At 65.0% G+C, this 26,110-nt stretch carries 27 protein-coding genes; 12 read left to right on the forward strand and 15 right to left on the reverse strand.

The features are described 5' to 3' along the window. Nucleotide 1 precedes the first annotated feature (1 nt). Entirely contained in the window at nt 2-871 is an 870-nt protein-coding gene (locus K1Y73_RS00465; protein WP_225025940.1) for a branched-chain amino acid ABC transporter permease, read from the reverse strand. A gap of 71 nt (nt 872-942) precedes the next feature. Next, nucleotides 943-2,130 carry an ABC transporter substrate-binding protein gene (locus K1Y73_RS00470; RefSeq protein ID WP_225025941.1) on the reverse strand — a complete coding sequence of 396 codons (1,188 nt, stop codon included), beginning with the start codon at nt 2,128-2,130 and terminating at the stop codon, nt 943-945. A 176-nt stretch (nt 2,131-2,306) separates the two neighbouring features. Between K1Y73_RS00470 and K1Y73_RS00475 the strand changes: the two genes are divergently transcribed. After that, nucleotides 2,307-3,017 (forward strand): GntR family transcriptional regulator, encoded by a 711-nt coding sequence (locus K1Y73_RS00475; protein ID WP_225025942.1) that lies wholly within the window; start codon nt 2,307-2,309, stop codon nt 3,015-3,017. 65 nt (nt 3,018-3,082) lie between these two features. Here the strand turns inward: K1Y73_RS00475 and K1Y73_RS00480 are convergent, their stop codons facing one another. The 7 genes from K1Y73_RS00480 to K1Y73_RS00510 all read right to left on the reverse strand — a co-directional run bounded on the left by K1Y73_RS00480 (nt 3,083) and on the right by K1Y73_RS00510 (nt 9,559). Then, entirely contained in the window at nt 3,083-3,988 is a 906-nt protein-coding gene (locus K1Y73_RS00480) for a cupin domain-containing protein (protein ID WP_225025943.1), read from the reverse strand. 15 nt (nt 3,989-4,003) lie between these two features. Continuing rightward, nucleotides 4,004-4,756, reverse strand: coding sequence for an HpcH/HpaI aldolase family protein (locus K1Y73_RS00485; RefSeq protein WP_225025944.1), 753 nt, complete (start codon nt 4,754-4,756; stop codon nt 4,004-4,006). Then, nucleotides 4,753-5,652 carry a DUF6282 family protein gene (locus K1Y73_RS00490; RefSeq protein ID WP_225025945.1) on the reverse strand — a complete coding sequence of 300 codons (900 nt, stop codon included), beginning with the start codon at nt 5,650-5,652 and terminating at the stop codon, nt 4,753-4,755. The genes K1Y73_RS00485 and K1Y73_RS00490 overlap by 4 nt, the downstream gene beginning before the upstream one ends. A 21-nt stretch (nt 5,653-5,673) precedes the next feature. Next, nucleotides 5,674-6,735, reverse strand: a complete 1,062-nt coding sequence (locus K1Y73_RS00495) for a tRNA-dihydrouridine synthase (protein WP_225025946.1) — start codon at nt 6,733-6,735, stop codon at nt 5,674-5,676. After that, a complete protein-coding gene (locus K1Y73_RS00500) occupies nt 6,735-8,015 on the reverse strand; it encodes a TRAP transporter large permease (RefSeq protein ID WP_225025947.1) in 1,281 nt (426 codons plus the stop codon). The genes K1Y73_RS00495 and K1Y73_RS00500 overlap by 1 nt, the downstream gene beginning before the upstream one ends. Continuing rightward, nucleotides 8,012-8,503 (reverse strand): TRAP transporter small permease, encoded by a 492-nt coding sequence (locus K1Y73_RS00505; RefSeq protein ID WP_225025948.1) that lies wholly within the window; start codon nt 8,501-8,503, stop codon nt 8,012-8,014. Before K1Y73_RS00505 ends, K1Y73_RS00500 begins: the two co-directional genes overlap by 4 nt. A gap of 66 nt (nt 8,504-8,569) precedes the next feature. Further along, nucleotides 8,570-9,559, reverse strand: coding sequence for a TRAP transporter substrate-binding protein (locus tag K1Y73_RS00510; protein WP_225025949.1), 990 nt, complete (start codon nt 9,557-9,559; stop codon nt 8,570-8,572). 61 nt (nt 9,560-9,620) lie between these two features. Here K1Y73_RS00510 and K1Y73_RS00515 point away from each other — a divergent pair, with 61 nt between their 5' ends. Then, complete coding sequence (locus tag K1Y73_RS00515) at nt 9,621-10,415, forward strand: IclR family transcriptional regulator (protein WP_225025950.1); 795 nt, start codon at nt 9,621-9,623, stop codon at nt 10,413-10,415. 515 nt (nt 10,416-10,930) lie between these two features. Beyond that, a complete protein-coding gene (locus K1Y73_RS00520) occupies nt 10,931-11,299 on the forward strand; it encodes a hypothetical protein (RefSeq protein WP_225025951.1) in 369 nt (122 codons plus the stop codon). 12 nt (nt 11,300-11,311) lie between these two features. Here the strand turns inward: K1Y73_RS00520 and K1Y73_RS00525 are convergent, their stop codons facing one another. After that, on the reverse strand, nt 11,312-11,605 hold the full coding sequence (locus K1Y73_RS00525; RefSeq protein WP_225026043.1) for a LytTR family DNA-binding domain-containing protein: 294 nt from the start codon (nt 11,603-11,605) through the stop codon (nt 11,312-11,314). Then, nucleotides 11,542-12,126 (reverse strand): hypothetical protein, encoded by a 585-nt coding sequence (locus K1Y73_RS00530; RefSeq protein WP_225025952.1) that lies wholly within the window; start codon nt 12,124-12,126, stop codon nt 11,542-11,544. The genes K1Y73_RS00525 and K1Y73_RS00530 overlap by 64 nt, the downstream gene beginning before the upstream one ends. Nucleotides 12,127-12,805: 679 nt before the next feature. Here K1Y73_RS00530 and K1Y73_RS00535 point away from each other — a divergent pair. Continuing rightward, nucleotides 12,806-13,915 carry a calcium-binding protein gene (locus tag K1Y73_RS00535; RefSeq protein WP_225025953.1) on the forward strand — a complete coding sequence of 370 codons (1,110 nt, stop codon included), beginning with the start codon at nt 12,806-12,808 and terminating at the stop codon, nt 13,913-13,915. After that, nucleotides 13,879-15,966 carry a calcium-binding protein gene (locus tag K1Y73_RS00540; RefSeq protein ID WP_225025954.1) on the forward strand — a complete coding sequence of 696 codons (2,088 nt, stop codon included), beginning with the start codon at nt 13,879-13,881 and terminating at the stop codon, nt 15,964-15,966. Before K1Y73_RS00535 ends, K1Y73_RS00540 begins: the two co-directional genes overlap by 37 nt. A gap of 98 nt (nt 15,967-16,064) precedes the next feature. On the opposite strand, the gene K1Y73_RS00545 is transcribed toward K1Y73_RS00540, so the two are convergent. Both K1Y73_RS00545 and K1Y73_RS00550 read right to left on the reverse strand, forming a co-directional pair. Next, entirely contained in the window at nt 16,065-16,775 is a 711-nt protein-coding gene (locus K1Y73_RS00545; protein ID WP_225025955.1) for a GntR family transcriptional regulator, read from the reverse strand. Further along, on the reverse strand, nt 16,772-17,464 hold the full coding sequence (locus K1Y73_RS00550; RefSeq protein WP_225025956.1) for a GntR family transcriptional regulator: 693 nt from the start codon (nt 17,462-17,464) through the stop codon (nt 16,772-16,774). Before K1Y73_RS00550 ends, K1Y73_RS00545 begins: the two co-directional genes overlap by 4 nt. Before the next feature lie 194 nt (nt 17,465-17,658). Here K1Y73_RS00550 and dctP point away from each other — a divergent pair, with 194 nt between their 5' ends. The 5 genes from dctP (at nt 17,659) to K1Y73_RS00575 (ending at nt 21,825) form a co-directional block, all read left to right on the forward strand. After that, nucleotides 17,659-18,651, forward strand: a complete 993-nt coding sequence (gene dctP, locus K1Y73_RS00555; RefSeq protein WP_225025957.1) for a TRAP transporter substrate-binding protein DctP — start codon at nt 17,659-17,661, stop codon at nt 18,649-18,651. A gap of 63 nt (nt 18,652-18,714) precedes the next feature. Beyond that, complete coding sequence (locus tag K1Y73_RS00560; protein WP_225025958.1) at nt 18,715-19,227, forward strand: TRAP transporter small permease; 513 nt, start codon at nt 18,715-18,717, stop codon at nt 19,225-19,227. Further along, a complete protein-coding gene (locus tag K1Y73_RS00565; protein WP_225025959.1) occupies nt 19,224-20,525 on the forward strand; it encodes a TRAP transporter large permease in 1,302 nt (433 codons plus the stop codon). The genes K1Y73_RS00560 and K1Y73_RS00565 overlap by 4 nt, the downstream gene beginning before the upstream one ends. Before the next feature lie 15 nt (nt 20,526-20,540). Then, nucleotides 20,541-20,969 (forward strand): type II 3-dehydroquinate dehydratase, encoded by a 429-nt coding sequence (locus K1Y73_RS00570; RefSeq protein WP_225025960.1) that lies wholly within the window; start codon nt 20,541-20,543, stop codon nt 20,967-20,969. A gap of 4 nt (nt 20,970-20,973) precedes the next feature. Next, nucleotides 20,974-21,825: a shikimate dehydrogenase gene (locus K1Y73_RS00575; RefSeq protein ID WP_225025961.1), complete on the forward strand. Its 852-nt coding sequence runs from the start codon at nt 20,974-20,976 to the stop codon at nt 21,823-21,825. A gap of 189 nt (nt 21,826-22,014) precedes the next feature. Here K1Y73_RS00575 and scpB read toward each other — a convergent pair whose 3' ends face one another. Both scpB and K1Y73_RS00585 read right to left on the reverse strand, forming a co-directional pair. Next, a complete protein-coding gene (scpB, locus tag K1Y73_RS00580) occupies nt 22,015-22,644 on the reverse strand; it encodes an SMC-Scp complex subunit ScpB (protein ID WP_225025962.1) in 630 nt (209 codons plus the stop codon). Nucleotides 22,645-22,646: 2 nt separating this feature from the next. Further along, entirely contained in the window at nt 22,647-23,564 is a 918-nt protein-coding gene (locus tag K1Y73_RS00585; protein ID WP_225025963.1) for a DUF1403 family protein, read from the reverse strand. 126 nt (nt 23,565-23,690) lie between these two features. Between K1Y73_RS00585 and K1Y73_RS00590 the strand changes: the two genes are divergently transcribed. Together K1Y73_RS00590 and K1Y73_RS00595 are read left to right on the forward strand one after the other, a co-directional pair. Continuing rightward, on the forward strand, nt 23,691-24,788 hold the full coding sequence (locus K1Y73_RS00590) for a tyrosine-type recombinase/integrase (RefSeq protein ID WP_451923577.1): 1,098 nt from the start codon (nt 23,691-23,693) through the stop codon (nt 24,786-24,788). Nucleotides 24,789-25,054: 266 nt separating this feature from the next. After that, nucleotides 25,055-26,095: a tyrosine-type recombinase/integrase gene (locus K1Y73_RS00595; RefSeq protein WP_225025965.1), complete on the forward strand. Its 1,041-nt coding sequence runs from the start codon at nt 25,055-25,057 to the stop codon at nt 26,093-26,095. Nucleotides 26,096-26,110 lie beyond the last annotated feature (15 nt).

Below are 26,110 nucleotides of genomic sequence, written 5' to 3' on the forward strand. Positions count from 1 at the left end.
TTCAACCCCAGGGTTTGCCCATCAGGCCCTGAGGCCGGATCGCGAGGAAAATCATCAGGGTGACGAAGATCACCAGATAGGTGATGTCGCCATAGGCGGCCAGAACGGTCAGGCCCACGGATTCCATCATCCCAAGGATGAAGCCGCCGGCGATGGCACCCGAAATCACCCCGGCCCCGCCGATCATGATCATCAGGAACGCCTTGACCGAGGTCGGCCCGCCCATGCCCAGGTTGATCCCGGTGATGGTGACCAGAAGCCCGCCGACCAGCCCGGCCAGCATCGCCCCCATGGCAAAGCCGATCATCGAATAGCGGTCGACATCGACGCCCATCAGCTGGGCCGCCACCCGGTCTTGCGCCAGCGCCCGCATGGCGCGGCCGGTGCGCGAATACTGCATGAACAGGATGAAGCCCACGATCAGCGCCACCGCCGCCATCGCGATCAGGATCCGGTCATAGGGCATGATCAGCCGCATGTCCCAGTTGAAGACCCCATTCACAATCTTCGGCACGCCGCGCTGCTTCTCGCCGAACAACAGCAGGATCACCGCATCCAGGAAGAAGGCGATGCCCGCCGCCAGCAGCATGGTCGATTCATCGCGCTTCGACCTGCGGATGACCGGACGGAACAGAAACTTCTCGATCAGCGCGCCCATCACCGCCAGCACCACCGCCGAGGCCAGAAGCCCCACGATGAACGGCAGACCCAGCTGCGCAACGACCGTATAGGTCACGAATCCGCCGAAGACGTACATCTGCCCATGGGCAAAGTTCAGCACGTTCATCAGCGAGAAGATCAGGGTCAGACCCAGCGCGATCAATGCATATTGCGCGCCAAGATACAGCCCGTTTGCAAGGATCTGCTCCATGCACGGTCCTCCGGGTTCAGGGAAAGGGGGCCGCCGCGCGGGCGGCCCGGGGGTCGGACATCCGTGCCGGCTCAGTCGACCTGCGCGACGAACAGCGTCTCGAACTTGCCGTCCTTGAATTCGTTCACCACCAGCGGCACCGAAACCTGGCGCTTCTGCCCGAACGAGGTCATGCCGACATAGGTCAGCGTGGCATCGCCCACCATGAACGGGTTCGGCGCGCTGAACGTGTCCATGGTCTTCTTGAACTCATCGACATTGTCGATCGCCGCCGGGTTCGCCTTCAGCGTCTCGATGATGTATTCCAGCGCATAGACCTTGGTGTTCGATTCGTCATTGTATTCGCCGAACATCTTCGTATAGCGCTCGACGAATTCCTTCATCGTGTCGCTGGCCAGTTCCGGGGTCGAGGCGCCGCCGACCGAGATGAAGCCATTCGCCAATTCGCCCGCGCCTTCCGCCAGCACCGTGGCATCCTGCGCCGTCTCGGTCGAGATCAGGCCGGTATAGCCCAGCTCGCGCGCCGAACGAATCAGCTGCGGCGCATTGGCGGGCGACACGCCCGACAGGACCAGCAGGTCCGGCGCGGTCTGAATGACCGGCAGCAGAACCGGGGTGAAATCGGTCGTGTCGACCTGATAGGTCACGCTGGCCGACACCACGTCAAGCCCCAGGGCCTTGGCGGCCTCGACGCCGCCATCGCGCTGCGACAGGGGATCGGATTCATTGGCGGCAACGAAGGCCACCGTCTTCACGCCGCTGTTTTCCATCAGGTATTTGTAGATGGCCGGGCCCGACTGGTAATTCGCCACCATGCCCAGGATCGCATTCGAAGCCGGCGGCGTGTACAGTTCCTTCGGGAAGGCATAGGGGAAATACATGATCCCGTTCTGCTCGGCCACCGGGCGGACGGCGGCGGCGCCGTCATCGACATTGGGGCCCACGACATAATGAATGCCGTCCTGCGCCATCTTCTCCATGCCGGCGATCGCGCGCTTGGGGTCTTTCTGGTCGTCGAAGGGAACGATTTCGACATCATAGGTCGTGTCGCCGATCTTGACCCCGCCCAGCTCGTTCAGCCAGGCCGCGCGGGTTTCCATCGACCGCTGGTTGGAAATCCCCCAGGCCGCCGCCGGGCCCGAGGTCACGCCGACGAAGCCGATCTTCAGCTTGGCATTCTCGGCCCAGGCGGCCGAACCGCTTGCAACCGCCAGCGCCAGCGACAGGCCCGTCGTCGCAAGGAATACGCGTCTCTTCATTGCAGTTCTCCCTGTTTATTGGTCTGCGGAATTCAAGTCCGCGCCAAGATGATTGACGGACTCGCTGACAAAATTGTCAACGAAAATTTCGGCGAATGTTCACGATGGCCCCCTTGATGGGCGTGGTTCTTCCCTACTATCCTAAAACGTAATCACTTTCAGATCGGACCCCTGACATGAAAAGCCTCGGCAGCGCTGCCGAACCAGAGATCCGGGACGAGGAACTGGCCGAAGAAGAGATCGTCGCGCGAATCTTCGAGGCGATCATCGACCAGCGGCTGCCGCCGGGCACCAAACTGTCCGAAGCGGCGCTGTGCGAGGCCTTCGGGGTCGGGCGCATGCGGATCCGGCAAAGCCTTTTGCTGCTGGCCAGCCGCGAGGTGGTGAACCTTCTGCCCAACCGCGGCGCCTTCGTGGCCTCGCCCAGTGCCGAACAGGCCCGCGAAGTGTTCGAGGCCCGGCTGATGATCGAGCCGAACGTGGCGCGGCTGGCCGCCGAACGCACCAGCGACAGCGATGTCGAGCGGCTGCAGCGCCACTTGCAGCTGGAGCATGAGGCCAATCACAGCGGCAAGCGGCGCGACGCGATCCGCCTGTCGGGGCAGTTTCATGTGCTTCTGGCCGAGATCGCGGGCAATACCGTCGCGCTGCGCATGGTCAAGGAACTGGTCACCCGCACCTCGCTGATCATCGGCATCTTCGGCAGCCCCGGCGTGTCGAACTGCCGAGATGAAGATCACGACGAGATCTTCGAGGCCTTCCGCACCCGCAATGGGTCGGCGGCGGCGGCGCTAATGGCCGACCACCTGCGCCATATCGAGCAGCATCTGGAACTGAACGACCCGGCCGATGCCGCCAGCGACCTGGTGGCGATCTTCCGCAAGTAGGGCCCTGCCCCGCCCGCACCGAAAGGCGCGGCCCCCGCCCCTAGGGCAAAGGCCGCGCTGTCCTGTCAGGCCTGGGGCATCGGATAGTCATCCGCGTTCAGCACCCAGCCCGGCTTCAGCGAGAAATCCAGCCGCGGCGGGCAGAAGATATCGACCAGATCATTCTCGCCCGCCTCGGTCGCGCGGGTGGTGTGAATGACCGGCGGCGGGATCACCAGCGACGAGGGCGCGCCAACCGCGATCGCCTTGTCGTCGCGCCAATCTGCCATGTCGACCGTCCAGGGCCAGCGCAGATGGTGAACGAAGCCGCCCTTCAGCGCCAGCGAGCATTGCTCGAAATCGTCATGGTGATGCGGCGACAGTTTGGCCGTGTCGCGCGGGCCGACCTGCGGGCGGAACACGTTCACCATGAAGGTGGTGCAGCGGAAGATCCGGCCAAACCGGCCGGGCGCGTCGGGCACGTCCAGACTGTAATGGCGGATGCGCCAGCCATCCTTGGGCATGGGCCAGGCCGCGAAGGGCGGAATATGGCTGCGCGTCTGGTCATAGGCGCCGGCATTCCCGGCGGCCTTGGCCAGATCGTCCGACAGCACAGTGAACAGCCGCGCGATCTTGCCGCCCTTCGGCAGGGTCACCGTGCTGTCGCCCGGCGGCAGGAAGGCGATCGAGCCGCCGGGGATCGTCACCGTCTCGGCCCCCGCCGTCACCACCGCGCCCTGATCGGAATCGGGCAGGTACAGCACATATTCATCGGGCTGGCCCGCCCGCGACAGCACCGCGCCCGGCGCGGCCTCGGTATAGGCCAGCACGAAATTGCAGCCGCGCTGCAGCCAGGTCTTCCAGCCCTCGCCCTGATCCTGCGGCGCGCTGGCATAGAACAGCGCCAGCTGCTCTTCGGCGATCAGCCCGGTCGCGGGCGGTTTCGACGCGGCGGCGAACAGATCGGCGCGCGGGTCCTTGTCCTTGTACATCTCTCGCTCCTTCGCTTAGCCGCGCGCGGCGGTCATCACCCGCTGCGCCGCCTTTTTCAGCAAACCCTGATCCGAACCGACCACGAACACGGTCACGCCCCGCGCCACCCAGGGCGCGATCTGCGACTCGTCGGCCACGAACAGACCCGCCGCCACGCCGGCCCGCCGCGCCGCCGCGACAACCTGGTCAATGGCGGCGCCAAGCGCCTCGGATCCCATCGGAACCTGCATCGAGAAAGACAGATCCGCGGGGCCCACGAACAGCACGTCAACCTGCGGCACGGCCGCGATCTGGTCCAAAAGCGGCAGGGCCGAGGCATCCTCGATCTGCAGCATCGCCACGGTGGTCTCGTCCGAGGCGCTGCGGAACCCCTCCAGCGTCAGCCCGCCATAATCGCCGGCCCGCGGCGAATTCGACAGGCCACGCTGGCCGCGGCCGAATTTCATCGCCCGCATCACCGCTTCGGCCCGCGTCGCATCGGCGACATGCGGCACCATCACCCCGGTCAGCCCCAGATCCAGCAGGGGCGAGATCCAGTCCTCGCCCGCGCCCCAGCGCCGCGACAGCAGGGGCAGCCCCGCCGCCCGCGCCGCAAGCGACAGAAGATCCATCGCCTCGATCCCGATCGGCGCATGTTCCTGATCGACCACGGCAAAATCCAGACCGGCCCGGCCCAGGATTTCCACCCCCTGCACCGCAGGCGTCTTGATGAAGGTGCCGATGACAACCTCGCCCGCCGCGATGCGGGCGCGCAGCGCGGCGGTCATGCCGCCAGCCCCACCAGATCAGCGCCGATGGTCGTCGTCATCAGCCGCACCTCGGCATCGCTGTAGCCCAGGCCCAGCAGCAATTCGATCATCTGGCGCATGCCGTCGACCGGATCGGGGTTCTTCATCTGGCCCAGATCGGTGCCGAAGAACGTATTCTCGACCCCGGCCGCCGCGATCACCGCCTTCAGATGCTCGTCGTCGAACATCTTGAAGGTCGATTCCACGAACATGCAGATCGAATGCTCGATCTTCACGCCCATGCCGACCAGCGCGGTCACATCCTGCATCGTGCAGTCGTTCACATAGGTCGGATGGTTCAGGAACAGCCGCTTCACCCCACGCGCCTTGGCCTCTTCATAGAAGGGGAACAGCTCGCTCACATGATGGTGCCCGCCCGAGACCACAGCATCCGCTTCGGCGATCAGGTCAAGGATATGCTTCACCTCATCGACGACCACGCCCTTGTCATCGGTCAGCGCCAGCGGGATCGGCGCCACGGTCTTCTTCGAGTTCTGCGGGAACTGGAAGCCGGGTTTCGAGGCTTCGTGTTCCATATGGTTGCGGGCATGGGCCGTGGCCATCCAGACCACCCGCGCGCCCTGCTTCAGCGCGTAATCCACCGCCGAAGGGTTGAAGCCGCCCAAGGGGTTGTTCAGCACGATCGAGCCGATGGCCTGGCATTTCAGGCCCAGATTGTCGTTGATCAACCGGGCGATGGGCATGGTCGGGTAATAATGGTCCTTCAGCAGCACCGCCGCCATGCCCTGATCCTCGGCCGCGCGCAGGGCGGCGAAATGGTCCAGCTTGCGGGGATGCAACGAGGGTCCGGAATGGACATGCAGATCCACAGCCCCGGTCATCAGCGCGTCGATACGGTCCTTGGCGATCGCCATTTTGCGGCTCCTTTTCTTAGGTCAACCCGCCCGAGCGGCGGGGGGAATGAAGTTGCGCCAGACCTGGTCCAGGACCGGCATTTCCGAAAAACTGCGCCGCGCGTCGGCGGCACGGCCAATGGCCTGGGCGGCAGACAGGCCCTTTTCGGTGCACCATGACTGCAGCTCGGCAACGGCTTCGGTCAGTACGCCAAAGCCGCGCATCATCACCGCCGAACTCAGGCCCACGGCGCTGGCGCCCGCCAGGATCATCCGCGCCACATCGGCGCCCGACGTGGCGCCGTTGATGCCGATCAGCGGCTGGTCGCGGCCCAAAGTGGCCCGGGTTTCGGCCAGCCAATGGCAGGTCAGCGGCAGGTTCCAGCCGCCGCCAATGCCGCAGCTGGTGCCCAGAACCGGCGCCAGCCTGTCCAGATCGGGCAGCATCCCCAGCGCGCGGCCAGCGATCACCACGGTCGCGGCCCCCGCCGTCACCGCCGCCTGCGCCAAAGCCGGAACGCGCTCGCTTTGGCCCGACAGCTTGACCCAGACCGGAAGGCTGACCGCCGCGGTCACAGCGCGGACGATCTCGGCCACCCGGGCCGGATCCAGCTCGGTCGAAACCGCGCCTTTCTGTGCCAGCGACGCATAGGGCGTGCCGATGTTCAGCTCCAAGACCGGAAAGCCCGCCTCTTCCACCGCCCGGGCCTGTTCGACCGCCTGCGGCAGCCCCGCCAGGATCAGCGAGGGCACCAGCAGGCAATCCGCCGCCCGCGCCTCGGGCAGAAGCCGCAGCCCCTGATCAAGCCAGGCGTCGAAGGCCAAAGGATGCAGGCCCGACCGGGTCAGCACGGTCGCATGGGCGGGCGTGTCGGCGCCCCAGGGCAAAGGCTGCCAGCCCGGCCCCAGCGCCGCATATTCCGCCTGCAGAAGCTGGCGCTTGGCGGCGGCAGAGTCGTTGGTCGACTTCATCACCACCGCCCCCGCCCCGGCCGCAATCGCCGCGCGCAGGCCAGCATCAAAGATCAGATGCTCGCCCGGCGCCGCGATCACCGGGTTTTTCAACGCGGTGTCGCCAATCCGAACCGTCAAAGCCTCGCCCATCAGCGCGCCCCCAACAGCTCGGGCAGGATGAGCGAGACCTGCGGAAAGACCGTGATCAGCGCCAGAACGATCATGGCGATGCCAATCATCGGCAGCGCCTTGACGGCGATCTTCTCCATCGGCCGCCCGGTCACCCCGGCGATGACGAACAGGCACAGCCCGACCGGCGGCGTCACGAAGCCCACCAGCACGTTGAACACCACCATCACACCCAGATGCACCGGGTCCATGCCCAGGCTCTGGCCGATGGCGGTCAGTGCCGGAACGGTCAGGATCAGCACGCCCACCGTGTCCAGGAACATGCCCATCACCAGCAGGATCAGGTTGACCATCAGCAGGATGACATAGGGATTGTCCGAGATGCCGGTCAGCAGCGCCACGGTCTTCTGCGGCAATTGCTCGATGGCAAAGATGAAACCTGCGACATTGGCGATGCCGATCAGGAAATAGATCGCGGCGGTGATGATCGCGGTCGAGACCATCGCCTCTTTCAGGAAACGCCAGCTCATCGCGCGATAGATGAAGGTTGCCACCAGCAGCGCATAGATCGCGGCGGCCGATGCGGCCTCGGTCGCGGTGACCACGCCGCCGCGGATCCCGCCCACGATCAGCACCGGCAGGAACAGCACCGGCAGCGCCTTCAGCAAGCCCTGGCCGATTTCCCGCGCCGATTGCTTGGGCGAAATCGGATAATTCTCGCGCCGGGCAACATAGACCGCATAGGCCGACAGAAACACCGCCAGCAGAATCCCGGGCGCCAGGCCGGCGATCAAGAGCTGCGAGATCGAGGTGCCCGACAGCGCGCCATAGATGATCATCGCAATCGAAGGCGGCACCAGCGGCGCCATCAGCGACGACACCGCGATCAAGGCCGCGGAATAGTCGACATCGTAACCCTGCCGCTTCATGTCGGGCACCATGACCGTGCCAATCGCCGCCGCATCAGCCGCGGCCGAGCCGGAGACGCCGCCGAACAGGAAACAGCCCCAGATCGCGGTCAGCGACATGCCGCCGCGGAAGCGGCCGACGAAGGAATTGGCCACCCCGATCAGCCGCCGCGTCAGCCCGCCCACATCCATGATGCTGCCCGCCAGAACGAACAGCGGAATGGCCAGCAAGACGAACATGTCCATCCCCGCCAGCATGCGCTGCGGCAGAACCAGCAGGAACTGCGTCTGGCCGGTGAACAGGAAATAGGCCAGCGCGCTGACCCCCAGCACGAAGGCAATCGGCATGCCGATCAGCAGGGTGAACAGAAAGACCGAACCCAGCCAGATCATGCCTCGCCCTCCCCGACGGCAGGTTCGCCCGAGGCGACGCCGAAGAACTCTTTCAGCGCGACATGAAGCGCCAGCAGCAGCGCCCCGACCACGACCGAGACATGGATCCAGAACAGCGAAATGTTCAGCGCGACCGCCGATTGCATCCGCGTGCCCCAGGACAGTTTGAATCCGTAGACGATGACAAAGCCCAGAAAGGCCAGGATCAGCACCGCGCCCAGCAGGTCGCAGGCGCGGCGCAGGGCGGGCGGCAGGCTTTCGACCAGCATCCGCATGCCCAGGAACTGGCCGCGTCCATAGCTGACGCCGGCCCCAAGCGCCACGATCCACAGCATCGTGTAGCGCATCAGCTCTTCCGACCAGAAGAGCGAGCTTTCAAGCACATAGCGCGCGAAGACCTGCATCGCGCTGACCACAAGGATCAGAACGACCCCGGCCACGCAAAAGGCTTCGATCGCGCCAAGATAGGCACGCCAGAGCTTGGACATTGAGGGAACCTTGCTGAAGGGATGGCAGGCGGGGCCACCGGGCCCCGCCGCGTTACAAAGACAGGCTTACTGCGCCGGCGCCAGCGCCCTTGCCTTGGCGGCGAAGGCGGCAATCAGCGGGTCAGAGGCTTCGTAGCTGGCAACGACCGGGGCAAAGGCTTCGTTCAAAGCCGCCTTGAATTCGGGCGAGGGCGTGATGACCGGAATCTTCAGCTCTTCAAGATGGGCCAGAACCTTGGCATCCAGATCCTTCACCGCCATGACCTGGGGTTCCACGATCTCGGCGGCGGCCTCGCGCATCCATTGCTGTTGCTCGGGCGTCATGCTGTCGAAACGGGCCTTGTTGACCAGAAGGAAGCTCGGCCAGAAGTAATGGCCGGTCAGGGTCACCGACTTGCCGATCTCATAGTATTTCTCGCTTTCGATCGAGGTCAGGTTGATCTCGACCGCATCCAGCGTGCCGGTTTCCAGCGCCGAATACACCTCGCCATAGGCCATGGGCGTGGGGTTCACCCCCGTTGCGGCCCAGGCGTCCAGGAACATCCGGTTCGGCGCGATGCGGGTCTTCAGGCCCTTCAGCCCCTCCATGCTTTCCACCGGCGCGCCAACGGTCATGAAATGGCGTTGCCCGCCCTCGGTCACCGCAAGCGCGATCATGCCGTGCTGATCGAACTGCGCCATGATCGCATGCGCCTCATCGCTTACCGCAAGCTTCGCGAAGGTCTCATAATCGGGGATCAGCCCGGGCAGCTGGAAGGAATCGACCGAGGGCACCAGCGTCGCATAGGCCGAGGTCGAGTTGACCGTCATGTCTATAGTGCCGAATTGCACGCCTTCGGCCAGTTCCTTCACATCGCCCAATTGGCGCGCGGGATAGATGTCGACCGTGATGTCGCCATTCGACAGCCGCTCGACCGCTTCCTTGAACCGCTTGGCTGTGTCGTGAATCGGATGCGCCTCAAAGACCGGGTGGCCCAGGCGCAAGGTGACGGGCTCGGCGAAGGCGGCCGTCGCCAAGAAAAGACCGGCAAAGGCGCCGGCTGCGAAGTATTTCATTGCTTCCTCCCAGTTGTTCTCGTATAGAGAACAGTGTTCTCATAATGACGTGGGGCCGATGATGAGTCAACAGCGCAGCGAACCGCTAGGTCACCGGATCGAAGTTGCGGAAGGGGGCAATGTGGTGCGGGCGGCGGATGTCAGCCTGCGGATCCTGCAGATGATCGCCTTTGCCGAGACGCCGCTGGGCGTCACCCAGGTTGCGCAGGGCGTGGGCATCGCCAAGGGCGCGGCGCATAAGCATCTGCGCACGCTGATGGATCACGGCATGGTGCTGCAGGATCCGCTGACCTCGCTGTATCTTCTGGGGCCGAAGATCTGGCTGATGGGCCAGAAGGCGCCCGAGGGCCAGGTACTGTCCGAGATCGCCGCCCCCCTGATGCGCAGCATCCGCGACGAATTGGGGCTGGCGGTCGTCCTGTCCGTGCCCACGCCGAAATCGGCCTTCGTGCTGGCCACCCTGCCCAGCAACCAGCCGATCAATATCGGGGTCCGGCCCGGCAGCGAGCTGCTTCTGCATTCCTCGGCGCAGGGCAAGATCTTTCTGGCCTTTGGCGGGCGGGAACTGCGCGAGGCGCTGCGCGAGCCCCTGCCGCGCGCCACGCCCAAGACCCAGACTCAACTGCCCAACCTGCTGGCAGAGCTAGAAGACATTCGCCGTCTCGGCTATGCGACCGCCCCGGAAGAGGCCATGCTGGGCATCAACGCGCTTGCCGCGCCGATCCTGGATCGCAGCGGCAAGCTGATCGGGTCAATCGGCCTGATCGGCTCGATCCAGCACCTGGCCGCCGAGCCGCCGCCCGCGCTCTTGGACCGTCTGTTCACCCTGACCGCGACGATCGGCAAACGGCTGTAGCCCCGCCACGTCGCGGGCCAAATCGCGCTGCCCCAACACAGCCAGGTTGCACAGCAGCCGGTGCGGAACGGGCGGCCAGGATCCTTGCGCTGTCATCGCGCTTGCCCTTTGGGGGTATCCCTCTGCGGGGCTTCCGGGGCGGCTCACCGCAGGATGCCAGCCGGAGGGACAAGGGGTCCGAGCCGCGCAGGCCCGGCGTCCCTTCGTCCCTTCGTCACAGAACCCATCCCTCCGTCACCCCCGCTGAAGGCGGCAGAGGAATACGGACTAGATGACCGGCATGGGGCCTCGGACCGGGGCCAGTCCGGGAGAATTTCGGGATGAAGCGCAGGAAGGGCATGGAGGAGACGACCATGTCGTCGCAAGCATCGCCATTGCCAATGCCAATGCCAATGCAAGGTGCCGGGTCGGCGACAGATCCATCCACCGCGCATCGCGCGGGCGCCAAGCAGGGGACGGTCTCCCGTCAGGCCGAGGGCGGTCTCGCAACAGGGCAGGCGGCAAGGGTCCGGCGTGTGGAACAGCGCGTGCAGACCTTTCAGCGCCTGACCAGCCAGACGGCCCATCTTGACGGCTCGGTCGCCGAGCGGCTGGCCTCCGGAATGGAACTGCATATCTACGAACAGTCCGACCCTGTCGGACCGCTGCCCGATCAGGGGCAGCAGCCGGGATTGCAGCCGCGGGTCGCCACGCCGATGCTGGTTCTCGGTTCGCTGCTTGGACCAGGTTTCGCTCTGATCGCCTCGACACTTGGGCTGCCGGCGCTTTGCGTCTGCCCGATCTATCTGATCCCGGTCTGCCTGGGCATTGGGCTTTGCGTCGTCCTGAGCCGCCGGCGGCCTGAGGCGCAAGACTCGCAATCGGCGCCGGACCAGCCGCAATAATCGGTCGCCGCTTCAGTCGTTGGGCAGGACGTCCAGCCTGTATTGCTTGGAGATCGGCAGCTGGACGCCGTCCTTCAGCTGCACGAAAACCTTGTCATCCTGCGCGACGAAATCCGCGATTTCCGACCGCGCCACCCAGTGGGACCGATGGATCCGCACGCCCAGGCCTTCGGGCATCAACGCGATGAAGCGCTGAAAGGGGATGCGTACCAGCTTGCGGCGGTTGGCGGTGAAGACCAGAACTAGTTCTGCTGGGCCTCGGCGCGCACGATCTCGTTCGGATGCGCATCCAGATCCGGCACCCAGCGGCGGGCGGCGGGGTCATCCGGCTTGAGAACGACCTCCCCGGCCTGAAAATGCGTCTCCATCATATCCGCGATCCGGCTGTCGCCGATCGCCTGATCCCCGCTTCGGATCTCGCGCAGCATCGCGGGCCCGAATGTCAGGCCGAAACCGGTCAGGGCCATCTCGAAGATGGTGATGCTGGCCAGCCAGGTATGGATCAGCGTGACGCCGAACTGGGTCGCCGTGACCGAGACTGTCGATCGGCCCAGGCCCTGCAGGGTCCAGGCAACGGCGATGAGGAAGGTCGCGAAGTTGAAGAAGCTGAAGAAGCTGATGCTGAAATAGACCAGGACGAAAGCCGTGCCATGGAGCCCCTGCATCTGGTCGTGCGGAGGCAAGGCGATAATGATCAGGATCGCCGCAAGATAGAAGGCGACCATGTATCTGTGGTAAAGCAGCTCTATAATTTCATTTGCCGAAACCCTGAGCCGCTGTCCGTTCACAAACCTCAGATCGAACTGAAGCTGGGAGAGATAGTCCATATCAGCCTCTCGTCCGAAAAAGTCGGAGACAACCTGCATGGCAATCGACCTCACTCACACATACGCACCGTAGAAAAGCTAAGCCGACAGTTTAGCGTACATCAGGTGCATACGAGGGGTCGGGAAGGGACGGGCAGATAAGCGCACTGGTCCAGCGCTGAGCGCATGCCATCTTTACACAAGACTGGGGGGCCCGCCGCAAACCTGGCTGTTCGCTTCTTTGCGATTTGCTACGGGGTACGGGTCACCCTGAAAACCGGGCGGACTGATCAAGAACCGATGGGGCGCCGGTGGCACGACACAATCTTGCCACATTTTATCCGCGGCGCAGGCGGCTGCCTACGCCCCAGATTGGCGAGCCGAAGCCTGCGGCTTCATTCGTCCCTCGGTCCCAAATTTCGTCCCTTCATCCCTGACCCCACCCCGTTTGAGCGCGGCTATGGGACTGCTTCGTCCAAAGGCCGCACGAGTCGAGTGCTGGCACGAAATCTGGCAGCGCGGCGAACGGGACATAGATGGCTTATAGTGGCGGCACCCCGACCAATGACTCGCTCACCGGGGCGGGCACGGCGAACGATACATTCATGGGCGGGGCCGGCAATGACTACATCGCGGAATCGAACGACATCACGGCGCTGCAAGGCGATCTGACCAACGGGCTTTTCTCGAACACGTGCGGTTGGTCTTTGGTGGCAGCAACTGGGGCTGCGCCCACCATTTCGGGGGATACCTGCGCTTCAACGAAGCGAACAAGGCAACCTACGGCGACTATGCGCAGCAGGTGGTTCAGACCACGCCGGGCGCAACCTATACCCTGACCGTCACCGCGGGCGAGGTGGGCTCGGGCAGCGGGAACCATGACCTTCTGGTCGAGATCATCGATCAGAACGGCACCGTGATCGGCACCTCCGGTGTCATGACCATCGCCAATGGCGCGACGGGGCAAGGCATTCCTGTCACCTATACGGCAACCACGCCCGGCACGACGATCAAGATCACCAACACCGGGTCAACCAATACCGTCAACAGCGACCTGCATATCGATCAGGCGATCAATTCCCTGGTCGCGACACCGTCCGACCCTGGCGCGGCGGGGGGTGACGACAGTCTGAGCGGCGGCGATGGGAATGACACGATCCTTTCCGGTCAGGGCAACGACTCGCTCTACGGCGGAACCGGCAACGACGATCTGCGCGGCGAACTGGGCAATGACAGCCTGGACGGCGGCGCCGGAGACGACACGCTGCGGGGCGAGCAGGGGAACGACAGCCTGGATGGCGGCGCCGGCAATGACGTCCTGAACGGCGGGGCCGGCAACGACACCGGCTATGGCGGGACCGGTAACGACTTCATCAGCGATTCCGACGAACCGGGGACGACCTTCAACTCCAGCTTCGACATTCCCAACGGTGCGGGCTGGACCGAGATCAACCCGACTGGCGGGGCCGGTCAGAATGCGGCTGGTGTCAGCTATACTTGGCAGCCCGGTGTCGCACTGCTTAACTCGACCGACACGCAGAACGACGGCGACGGGATTGCGCAACGCGTGACGACTACCATCGGCGCGCAATACGAGATCACCGTAAACGCGCGTGAATTCGGGAGCGGCATTCAGAACCATCAGGTGCTGATCGAGGCAGTTGACGACAACGGCGTCGTCATTGCTTCGACGACAGTCTGGGTGAACAACGGCACCTCCGTCAGCCCGACCCTGGATTACACCGCCACGACGGCCGGAACCACGATCCGGAAATGGGCCAGACCCCCTTCGTCGGCTGGACGCCCCTGAACCCGACCGGGGGAACGGGTCCGTATCAGGGTGTCTATAATAACAATGCCTATGTCGGCCTCAACGGCTACGAAGAGGCGGTCTACGGCGACGGTATCCAGCAGACGATCTCCACCACGGCGGCGGGGGCTAGATACAACCTGACGCTCCAGGCCGGCGAACTTGGCGGCGGCAACGCAGACCACACGATCCTGATCGAGGTTCTGGACGGCAGCGGCAACGTCATCGCGTCGCGGACGGAAGTTGTCGCCAATGCACAGCAGCCGTTCTTCACTCTTGAATACATCGCCGCCGGCCCGAACACCACCATCCGCATCACGAACCAGACCTCGACCGGGACGGCAAGCTCCGATCTCGTGGTCTGGTCGGTGAACAACACGCTGGTTCCCATCACCTATGACGACACGTTCTATGGCGATGCCGGCAACGATTTGCTGGACGGCGCCAACGGCAATGACGGCCTCTTCGGCGGGACCGACAACGACACGCTTTATGGCGGCGCGGGCAACGACACGATCTACGGCGACACGTCGGGAGACACGGTCAACGGCGGCTCTGACACGATCTATGCCGGAGACGGCAATGAATCCGTCTTCGGCGGTGCGGGCAATGACCAGCTTTTTGGCGATGCCGGCACTGACAGCCTGTTCGGAGGAAATGGCAACGACCTGCTGAACGGTGGCGCCGGGGTGGACTCGCTGACCGGCGGGGCCGGCAATGACGTGTTCATCGCCGATGGCACCGCGGACCGGATCAGCGATTTCAGTCTGGCGAACAACGCCGACGGCAACCAGCAGAACAACGACTTCGTGGATCTGTCACAGTTCTACAATACCGTTTCCCTTGCGGCCTGGAATGCGGCCAATCCCGGCCAGACCTACGCGACCCCCCTGGCCTGGCTTCGGGCAGATCAGGCGAACGGAACGCTTGAACAGGCCGGCGGCCTTCAGATCTACAACGGCGGCAGCGCCGTTGCCGGGTCGGGCCTGACCTTTGACAACACCAATGTCCATGACACGGACGGCATCGTCGAAGGCACGCAGGGCAGCGACCATATCGACGCAAGCTACAACCAGGACCCCACGGGCGATGTTGTCGACGGCAACGATGCGATCCTGCCCGGCGCGGGGCCGAACGACGACTCGATCCGCGGCTATAACGGCAATGACAGCATCGAAGCCGGCCTTGGCAACGACAGCGCCGAAGGGGGCCACGACAACGACACGATCCATGGCGGCTCGGGCGACGACACGCTTTCGGGCGACGGGCCAAGCTATGTGATCCCGGGGACACCCGCCACAAATTCGCAGCTGGTCAGCAACGGCACCTTCGCCAGCAACATGAACGGCTGGACCACCAGCATCGACCCCGGCAACATCGGTCAGACCGTGGACCTGTCGCATGGCGGGCTGGGTTTCGGCAACTACCCGCACTTCAACAAGCCTTGGGCCTTCACCGAGGTCGATCCGGCTGCCGGGTCCAGTCTGAACATCCAGTTCCAGTATTCGGAATGGGACGGGGCAGGCCAGCAGATCGCGAACAGTGGAACCTACACGATCTTCCGTCTGTTGACCGACCCCTATGATTTGAACAGCGCGGTGCCCTTCACCTATCTGGGCAATACGGTCACCCAAATCTTGTTGGACGGAAATTCGCTTGCCTGGCAGACCTACGCGCTGAGCGTGGCGAACGCGACCGGGGTTCCGCTCTATCTCCGCTTCGACGCCAATACCACCGGATCCTACAATCCGGTTATCGACAATGTGCAGGTCAATGCGGCAGCGCCGGCAATCCCGCCGGTCACCGTGAACCCCATCGGCGATGACTTGATCCACGGCGAAGCCGGCAATGATGTGATCAATGGCGATGGCGGCAACGACACGGTCTATGGCGGCACCGGCAATGACATCCTTGCACAGGGTGCCGCGGCTGATGCCGATAGAGGCGCAGCTCTACCGTCGCGCCCTTCTGCCGGGCGCTTGAGCGGTTCTATGTGCCGCCCACGAAAGGCCCAATGGCAAGGGGGTTTTCCCCGCTTCGGGTTCGGTTGACCTGCCCCTGAACTTTCCGAAAGCCGCGACCCGAGCCCCTGCAGCCCGGTTTGGCGCGGGTTGCGCCACCGGCCGCGTCGCTGACGCGTTCCGATTGGCTATCTTGCAGGGGTCGGGCCGAAAACGCCAAGCGCCAGCGCCTGATCCAGGCCGCCCTGCAGGTGACGGCGCAAAAGCGCCACCGCCCCCGGCACATCCCGCGCCAGCGCCGCCTCTTTCAGCGCCTGATGTTCGGGGCGCGAGGCGGCCGGCCGGAAAGCCAGCGCGATCATCTGATAGCGCAGATATTTGTCGAAAACCTCGGCATGTGTCTGCATCAGCACCCGCGATCCGCAGGCCGCGATCAGCGCCTGATGGAACTGCCAGTCGCATTTGCGCCAGGCGGTGATTTCCGAGGCATCCCCGGCCTCAAGCCGCAATTCGTGGCTTTCCAGCCGGTGATGCGCGGCGATTACCTCCGCCTCCCATTCCAGCGTGCCCTGCGCAAAGCTCAGCGCCAGCCCATGTTCCTCGATCAACAGGCGCAAGGCGGCAATCTCATGCAGACCCTCGGCCGAAATCGGCGACACTTCAAAGCCGCGCTGCCCCTCGGCCAGCACGAACCCATCCGCTGTCAGCCGCGACAAAGCCTCGCGCAATGTGCTGGCGCCTGCGGCGTAATCCTCTTTCAGCTGGTCCAGCCGCAGCCGCTGGCCCGGGCGCAGGCGGCCCATGATGATATCGCTGCGCAGCCGCTGATAGATGGTGGCGCCCACGGTTTCCCGGCCCATGCCTTCGGCGGTCTCCGGCTGCGGCGGAAGCGCGATCATGCCGCCGCTCCCGAAGTCGTGCGGAACAAGCCGTTCTGCGTCGTATAGTCGACGCAGGCGCCGATATGCGCGGTCAGCACGGCCCGGGCACGGTCGGCGTCGCGGTCCAGGGCCGCGGCCAGCAGGGCATCATGTTCCTGCGCCGCCACCGTGCCACGGAACATCACCAAGAGAACCTGATAGCGCAGGAAACGGTCGAAGATCCGCTCATGCGTGGCCAGCAGCTCGGCCGATCCGCAGGCCGAGATCAGCGCGACGTGGAATTCTCGGTCATAGCGTTTCCAGCGGGCCGTATCGCTGCGGTCCCCCGCCAGCATCCGCGCCTCCATCCGGGCCAGCTTGTGATGCGTGCCCACGACCGCGGCCTCCCATTCCAGATCTCCCGCGGCGAAAGACGGGCCGACGGCATGGCATTCCAACAGGATGCGCATATCGGAAATCTCGCGCAGATCGCGGGCCGAGATCGGGGCGACCTCGAAGCCCTTCTGCGGCTCGAACAGGATCAGCCCCTCGGCCACCAGACGGGCCAAAACCTCGCGCAGGGTGGTCACGCTGACATCATACTCGTCGCGCAGCCGTTCCAGCCGCAGCTTGCCGCCCGGGTGCAGGCGGCCGAACAGGATATCCTCCCGCAGACGCCTGTAGGTCATCTCGCCCGGTGGGTCGCCGGGGGCCCGTGCCGCGATCATCTTCCGTCCTCCTGCCCGCAGTGAAGCTGAACCCCTGCAGAAGCGCAAGATGCACGTGCATCGGCATATCATATGGTGGTTTTGAAAATCTCATATGAAAGATGAATCAATGGTTGATCGAAGAAAGATCCGATGGCAGTCTTCTCTCAGGCCGGCCGCTGGGGAGAGCGGTATCGCCGTTCAGGGAGGAATATATGACCATCAAAGTCACGCGGCGCAGCTTTGCCGCCCTTGGGACTGCCGTTCTGGCGACGCCCTTCGTGTCCCGTATTGCCCATGCACAGGACCCGGTGAAGATCCGGTTCTCTGCCGTGTTCTCGGAACAGGACATCCGGGCCGAGATGATGAAGAAATTCGCCGAAGGCATCGGCCCCGGCTTTGCCTATGAAGGGTTCTATGGCGGGGTGCTGTTCAAGCAGGGAACCGAACTGGTCGCCCTTCAGCGCGGCAATCTGGAGATGTCGAACATCGCGCCTCAGGACCTGTCCAATCAGGTGCCCGCGTGGTCGGCGCTGACCTCGGGCTATCTGTTCCGCGACTCGGCACATCTGACCGCCTTCTTTGCCAGCGACGCCGGCACCGAGATGAAGGCCATGGCCGAGGAGCAGCTGGGGATCAAGATCCTTGGGCCAACCTTCTATGGCACCCGCCAGGTTGGCCTTTCCACCACCAAGAAAATCAGCACCCCCGAAGATATGGCCGGGATCAAGCTGCGGATGCCCGGCGGTGAGGCCTGGCAGTTCCTGGGTCAGGCGCTTGGTGCGAACCCGACGCCCATGGCCTATGCCGAGGTCTATACCGGCCTTCAGACCGGGGCGATCGACGGGCAGGACAATCCGCTGCCCAATGTCGAGAACATGAAGTTCTATGAGGTGATGAAGCAAATCGTCCTGACCTCGCACCTTGTCGCTTTTGACCTGCTGACCCTTTCCGGTCAGGTCTGGGCCGCCTTGTCGGACGATCAGAAAGCTGCGGTCCAGAAAGCCGCGGATGAGGCGATCGCCTTCTCGACCGCCGAGCATGTGAAGCGCGAAGCGGATCTGGCCAAGACCATGGCCGAGCGGGGGCTGGACGTCTACACACCCGATGTCGAGGTGTTCCGCGCCCATGTGCAGAAGGCCTATCTCGAATCCGACCTGGCCAAGGACTGGCCCGAGGGGCTGGTCGACCGGATTACCGCTCTCTGATCCGCTGCACTCGGCGCGGCCCCTGCACCGGGGCCGCGCGCGCCCAAATTTCCGAGGTCGCCCATGCCCCTTGCAAGGCTTTCCGCGTGGCTGCGCCGCCGCGCCGAGGACGTGATGGTCCTGATGCTTCTGGCCATGTTTCTGGTGTTCCTGCTGCAGATCGTGTCGCGCTACGTGCTGAACCTGCCCATGGGCTGGACCCATGAGGTCAGCGTGGTGCTGTGGATCTGGCTGGTGCTGTTCGGCGGCGCCTTCGTCATCCGCGACTCTGAAGAGATGCGTTTTGATCTGGTCTATTCCGTCGTGGGCGCCCGCACACGCCGAGCCTTCGCGCTGATCACGGCGGTCGTCACCGTGGCGGCCCTGGTCTGGTCGATGCCCGCAACCTGGGATTACGTCACCTTCATGAAGGTAGAGAAGTCGGCCTATCTGCGCATCCGGTTCGACTGGCTCTACTCGATCTATGTCGTCTTCGCGGCGGCCATGATCCTCCGTCATCTTTGGGTCGGCTTTCGCGCCATCTATGGCCGCGGTCCCGAGGCCTACGACCCCACCAAGGCGAGTTCCGGCGTATGACCCTGACGAGCCCCTTTTCGCTGACTATTCTTGCCATCACCGGGCTGGCGCTGCTGGGTCTGCCCATCGGCCTGTCGATGATCGTGGGATCGATCGGCTATCTGTGGATGTCCGGCATGGATATGGGCACCGCAGCCGAGCAGTTCCTGAACGGGATGTATTCCAACTACATCATCCTTGCGGTGCCGCTGTTCATCTTCGCGGCCGAGATCATGAATTCTGGCTCCATGACCGAACGGCTCTTGCGGTTCTGCAACGTGCTGGTCGGGCATATGCGCGGCGGTCTGGCGCAGGTGAATGTCGTGCAATCGCTGATCTTCGCGGGCATGTCCGGATCGGCCATCGCCGATGCGGCAGGATCGGGCCGCATGATGCAGAACATGATGACGCGCGACAACCGCTATACGCCGTCCTATACGGCGGCCCTGACGGCGGTGACATCGGTGGTCGGGCCGATCCTGCCGCCTTCGATCCCGATGGTGGTATATGCGCTCGTCTCCGACGCCTCGATCGGCTATCTGTTCCTTGCCGGCGTCGTGCCCGGCCTTCTGATGACCGCGATGCAGATGGCGCAGGTGGCCTGGGACGCACGGCGCCACAATTTCCCGGTGGAAGAGCGTGTCGCGATGCGGGAAATCCCCCGCGTCACCTGGGCGGCTTTCCCGACGCTGTTGATGCCCGTCATCCTTTTGGGCTGCATCTACAGCGGCGTGACCACGCCCACCGAGGCCGCCGCCCTGGCCGCCGCCTATGCGGTGCTGGTCTCTACCGTGATCTACCGCAGCCTGACCTGGCGCGAGGGCTACAATGCCGTCCTGATCTCGGCCAAGACCTCGGCTTCGATCGGGATGATGATCGGCGGGGCGCTGGTCTTCAATTACGTCGTCACCGTCGAGAACATCCCCGAAACCCTGCGTGTCCTGCTGCAGGGATGGGAGCTGTCGACGCTGCAATTCCTGCTGCTGGTGAACGCGATCCTGCTGATCCTTGGCTGCGTGCTGGAAGGAACGGCGGTTCTTCTGATCATCGTTCCGGTTTTCATCCCGGCCGCGCAAGCACTTGGCATCGATCTGGTGCATTTCGGCGTGGTCGTGGTCGTGAACATCATGCTGGGGCTGGTCACGCCGCCCTATGGGCTTTTGCTGTTCATCATGACGAATATCTCCGGCTCTCCGATGAGGGACATCATCCGCGACTGCCTGCCCTTCCTGGGCTGGATGGTCCTCTGCCTTGGACTGATCACCTTCTTCCCTGACCTCGTGCTTTGGCTGCCCCGCATGGCGGGCTATGCCGGCTGACCTTTGGTGACCGAAATGACCATCTACATCCTGAACGGCCCCAACCTGAACCGCCTTGGCAAGCGCGAACCCGAAATCTACGGCCATACGACCCTGGCCGAGGTCGAGGCCTGGTCGCGTGCGGCGGCAGGCGATCACTCGGTGGAATTCCGCCAGACCAATGCCGAATTCCAGCTGATCGACTGGGTGCATGAGGCGATCGACGCCAAGGCCGCCGGTCTGATCATCAATCCGGCCGGGCTGACCTTCACCTCGGTGCCGGTGATGGACGCGCTGAAGATGTACCCCGCGCCGAAGATCGAGCTTCACATCTCGAATATCCATGCGCGCGAGGCGGTCTATCACCGGTCTCTGATGTCGCCCGTCGTGACGGCAGTGGTCGCCGGGCTGGGCCCGCGCGGCTACCCGGTCGCCGTTCGGGCCCTTCTGGACCTGATCGGCTAAGATCATGCCGGGGCAAATCCGCGTCGGCCTGATCGGCGCAGGCATCCAACAGTCCAAATCGCCGCTTCTGCATATGCAGGAGGCGCGGGCGCAGGGCCTTTCGCTGAGCTATGAGCTGATCGACCTGACCGCGCGCGGCCTGGGGCCCGAGGCCTTGCCCGAGCTTCTCGCCGCGGCCGAGGCACAGGGGTTTGCCGGCGTGAACATCACCCATCCCTGCAAACAGCGGGTGATCCCGCTGCTGAATGAGCTGTCCGAAGATGCAGCCCAGCTGGGCGCGGTGAATACGGTGCTGTTCCGCGACGGGTGCCGGATCGGGCACAATACCGATTGGTCGGGCTTTGCCGAAAGCTTCCGCCGCGGCCTGCCTGATGTGGCCTTCCGCAATGTGCTTCTGGTGGGAACAGGCGGCGCGGGCGCCGCCGTGGCCCATGCCTGCCTTCGGCTTGGCGTCGAGCGGCTGTGGCTTCACGACGCCGACCTCGCCCGGGCAGAGGCGCTGGCCGCCGATCTGAACGCGCGGACAGGCGCCACCCCCGCCGTTGCAACGCCCTATCTGGCCAGCGCGATGGCGCAGGTTGACGGGCTGATCAACGCGACACCCATGGGGATGGAAGCTCATCCCGGCCTGCCCGTGGACCCCGGACTGCTGACCGCCCGGCACTGGGTGGCCGAGATCGTCTATTTCCCGCTGGAAACCGCCCTGCTGACAGCGGCGCGCGCGCGCGGCTGCCGGGTGCTGCACGGCGGCGGCATGGCAGTGTTCCAGGCCGCCGCGGCCTTTCGCCTGTTCACCGGGCAAGAGCCGGATCCGGAAAGGATGATGGCGCATTTCGCGCAGATGACCGGGGGCTGACAGGTCTCCGGCCCCGTCCCTCCGCCGAACGCGTGACCATCTTGAACCGCGCCGGATTTGCCTCGGCCTCTGCCGGCGCGATGGTCCCGCGCGGCGCGGGACGGCGGGACGGGTTGATCCATCGGCCGCAAGGATCCGTCAGGCCGGCGTGACATTGGGGGCAATGTCTCAAGGGTCTGCGTCCATGCGCTAATCGCCCACAATCGGCAGATCCAGCGCGGGGTCTGTCGCGGGCCTCAGCAAACCCGCATCTTCCAGCGCCTCGAAGTCGGGCAAGTCGCGCAGCGTTTCCAGCCCGAACTGCACCAGAAACCCCGGCGTGGTGACATAGGTGTAGGGCGCGCCCGGCTCGGGGCTGCGCGGGCCGCGGGCGATCAGGGCCTGACGGTGCAGGCGCGCGATCAGATCGCGGCTGACCTCGCGGCCCGTCAGGCGCGCGATCGCGCCACGGGTCACCGGCTGCATATAGGCGATGATGGTCAGCACAAGGGCTTCGTTCCGGGTCAGATCGCGCATGGCATCGCCGTCCTTCCGCGCGGTGCGGATCGCGGCGGCATGCTCTGGCCTGGTCCGGAACTGCCAACCGCCCGCAAGGCGCGCGATCTCGTAGGGACGACTCGCAAGTTCGGCAGAAATATCCTCGATCAGCAGATCAAGCGCACAATCCCGGCCGACCACACGGGCCAGGACGTCGCGCCCGACCGGATCGGAGGACGCAAACAGCACTGCCTCGACCCGCGCCATCCATTCGCGCCAGCGCAGGGCCGGCGGCAGATCGGCCAGTTCGGTGTCCAGCGGTTCGGATGATTTCTGTGCCATCGTCAAAGCCCGTAAAGCCGGAAGGTCGGCCGTCCGGTCAACTCGCGCACCAGGCCCAGTGAGGTCAGCCGCTCAAACAGCCGCCGCGCCGCACGGTCGCTGGTCGCGGCCCCCGCCTGGGCCGCCAGCGCATCCTCGGTCAAAACTGCGGCAAGGGTGGCGGCCGCGTCCTTTCCCGGCCGTCGCAGATGTGCCGCGCGCAAGGCATTGGCCCGGCGGGTCAGATCGGCGTGAAGATCTACCGCTGCGACGGCCCCCCTGCCCCAGGCCCGCGCGCAGGCCGCAAGCCATGCCTCGCCCTCCAGCCGGAATTCTGCCCGCGGCAGATGGGCCGCAAGCAGCGGGACCGGTCGCTCCCAGCCAAGCGCCCGGGCCAACAGCGCATCCGCCAACCAAAGCGCCAAACCGCGACCGGCCGGACCAAGGGCAAGACCCTCGCGCCCGGCTTCAGCAGCAAAGCGCAGCGGCGGCGTACGGCCAGCAAGGCGCGCGCCGAGGTCGTGCAGGATCTTGGCGCTTGGCCCGGGCGGCAAATCGAAGAAGCCGGGCAGACGTGCGGGCCAATCTGCCGAACGCAGCGCCCGCGCCTCTCCCAGCGCACGCCAGCCGATCAGCATCCGCCCCGCGGGGCCGGGATCGTCGCCGGGTCTGCGCAGGGCGAAGGCATCGCGGAGTTCGGCTTCGCCTTCACGGCGCCCTTCCTGCCGGGAAACGGCCGCTGCGGCCGAAAGCGCCAGCCGCTTGCGCCAAAGGATGCCGACCGGGTCGTCGGACCGCGCAATCGGATCCAGCACAGCAAGGGCTGCCCCGGCAGAAAACATCGCGGTTTCAACATCATCACGACCGACGCCCTGCCGAACCCAGCGCGGCATAGCCGAAGGAGTTAAGGAAGGCAAAGAGGATTTCGGGGCAGAGACCATGCCGGAACCTTAGCAGCTATCGGCGCTTTGAACCACAATTATACATCAGATCCGCCGCGCCTGTCATTTCTCGGCAATGTCCAATAAGTTTGCATTATCAGACATACAGGAAGTATGCTCAAAGGCATGACCGAAACGCACCGGAAATCGCCTTCAGGGCAGCCAGAGGACGTGGATCCCCATGAACGGGACGAGAGCGGGGCATCCGAAGATGCGGCCCTCGCCCTGCCTTCCCACGTTGCCAGCTCCGGAGCGCTTGACCGGCTGGTGGAAACCGCGCGGGGCTATGCCAGGGCTGCGGCCTCCGAGAATACGCTGAAGGCCTATGGAAAGGACTGGGCCCATTTCGCCCGCTGGTGCCGGATGCGCGGGACCGATCCCCTGCCCGCGTCTCCGCAACTGATCGGCCTCTACATCGCCGATCTGGCGGCGCCGGGAGGAAAGACCCCTGCCCTTTCGGTGTCGTCCATCGAACGCCGCCTCTCGGGCCTTGCCTGGGGCTACACGCAGCGCGGGGAACGCCTTGACCGCAAGGACCGCCACATCGGTAGCGTCCTGGCCGGGATCCGTCGCAAGCACGCCCGTCCGCCCGCACAGAAAGAGGCGATCCTGCCCGAAGACCTGCGCGACATGCTGGCCACCCTGCCCCACGACCTGCGCGGCCTTCGCGACCGGGCGATCCTGCTGATCGGCTTTGCCGGTGGCCTAAGGCGGTCCGAGATTGTCTCTCTTGACCACGGCAAGGACGACACGCCCGATAGCGGCGGCTGGATCGAGATACTGGAGGATGGCATTCTGGTTACCCTGCGCGGGAAGACCGGCTGGCGCGAGGTCGAGATCGCCCGCGGGTCATCGGAACAGACCTGCCCGGTGCATGCCCTGACGCAGTGGCTGCATTATGCAAGGATCGACTTCGGCCCTCTCTTCGTCGCGGTATCCCGCAACGGGCTGAAGGCCACCGCGGAGCGGTTGTCGGACAAGCATGTCGCCCGGCTGATCAAGACCTGCGCCCGCGAGGCCGGGCTACGCCCTGATCTGCCGGAGGCCGAGCGCGTGCGGCTGTTCTCTGGCCATTCTCTGCGTGCAGGCCTTGCCAGCAGCGCGGAAGTTGATGAGCGCTATGTTCAAAAGCAGCTCGGTCATGCCAGCGCAGAGATGACCCGCCGATATCAGCGGCGCCGCGACAGGTTCCGGGTGAACCTGACCAAAGCCGCAGGCCTGTAAGCCCCCTGCCCGTCCGACACGCCTTTGCTGAATGCCAAGCTGCAACCTGACCGCTCAGGTTTCAGCTAACCGCTTCAATTGAAATCGGGAAACAAACGCACACTGGCAAGTTCCACCGGCGGCACCATTAGTCACGATAATTTTGCCTTATCAGGACTGTTGCCTTTCGCCCGCCCGGGGGCCATCCTGCGCCGATCCTACCCCCGTTTCGCCGCCGTTGCGCGGCCCCGACCCGCATCGCACGCCCCCAGCAGAGCCGCCCCGACATGAGCCTGCCGATCCTGCCCGCCTTCGCCCAGCTGTCCGAGGCCGACGAGGCCGCGCTGACCGATCTGTACCGCCGCGGCACGCCCCCCAACACGCTGCGCGCCTGGGAGCGCGACCTGGCCTATATCGCCGCCTGGAAGATGGCCGCCTTCGGCCGCCCGCTGGCCTGGCCCGAAGAAGACCGCGTCGCCCTGCGCTTCGTGCTGGACCATGCCCAGGACCTGACCGATCGGCCCGGCCCGGCGCAGGACTGCGCCCGGGGCCTGATCGCCCTTGGCCTGCGGCTGAGCCTGGCCTGCCCGGCCCCGGCCACGCTGGACCGCCGCATCGCCAGCTGGCAGGCCTTCCACCGGATGCGCGGCCTTGCCTCTCCCTTCGCGGCACCGCTGGTGCAACAGGCCCGCCAGAAGGCCCGCCGGGCCAATGCCGCACCGCGCCGGCCCAGATCGCCGCGCCCGATCACCCGCCCGGTGCTGGAGGCGCTGCTGGCCAGCTGCGATGACAGCCACCGCGGCCTGCGCGACCGCGCGCTGTTGATGCTGGCCTTCGCCAGTGGCGGCCGCCGCCGGTCCGAGGTGACGGCGCTGTCGGTCGACGACATCGGCCGCGGCGATTTCGCGGCCCGCGGGCTGCTGTGGGTCCGCCTGCTGGAGACCAAGACCACCCGCAAGGATCAGGCCCCGCGCCTGCCGCTGAAGGGCCGCGCCGCCCAGGCGCTGATGCAATGGCTTGACGTCACGGGCCTGCGCGAAGGGCCGCTGTTCCGGCCGGTGTCAAAGGCCGACCGGGTGCTGGACCGCCGGCTTGCCCCCGATGCGCTGCGCCCGATCCTGCGCCACCGTCTGGCGCTGGCCGGCCTGCCGGAAGATTACGCCACCCCGCATGGGCTGCGCGCGGGCTTTCTGACCCAGGCGGCGCTGGATGGCGCGCCCCTGGCCGCCGCGATGAAATTAAGCCTGCACCGATCAGCGGTGCAGGCCCAGAAATATTACGCCGATGTCGAGTTCAGCGAGAATCCCGCCGCCGATCTGCTGGGCTGACGGTCTTCCCCGCGG

Origin of the sequence: Xinfangfangia pollutisoli, from assembly GCF_020179405.1 — a bacterium.
Lineage (GTDB): Bacteria > Pseudomonadota > Alphaproteobacteria > Rhodobacterales > Rhodobacteraceae > Pseudogemmobacter > Pseudogemmobacter pollutisoli.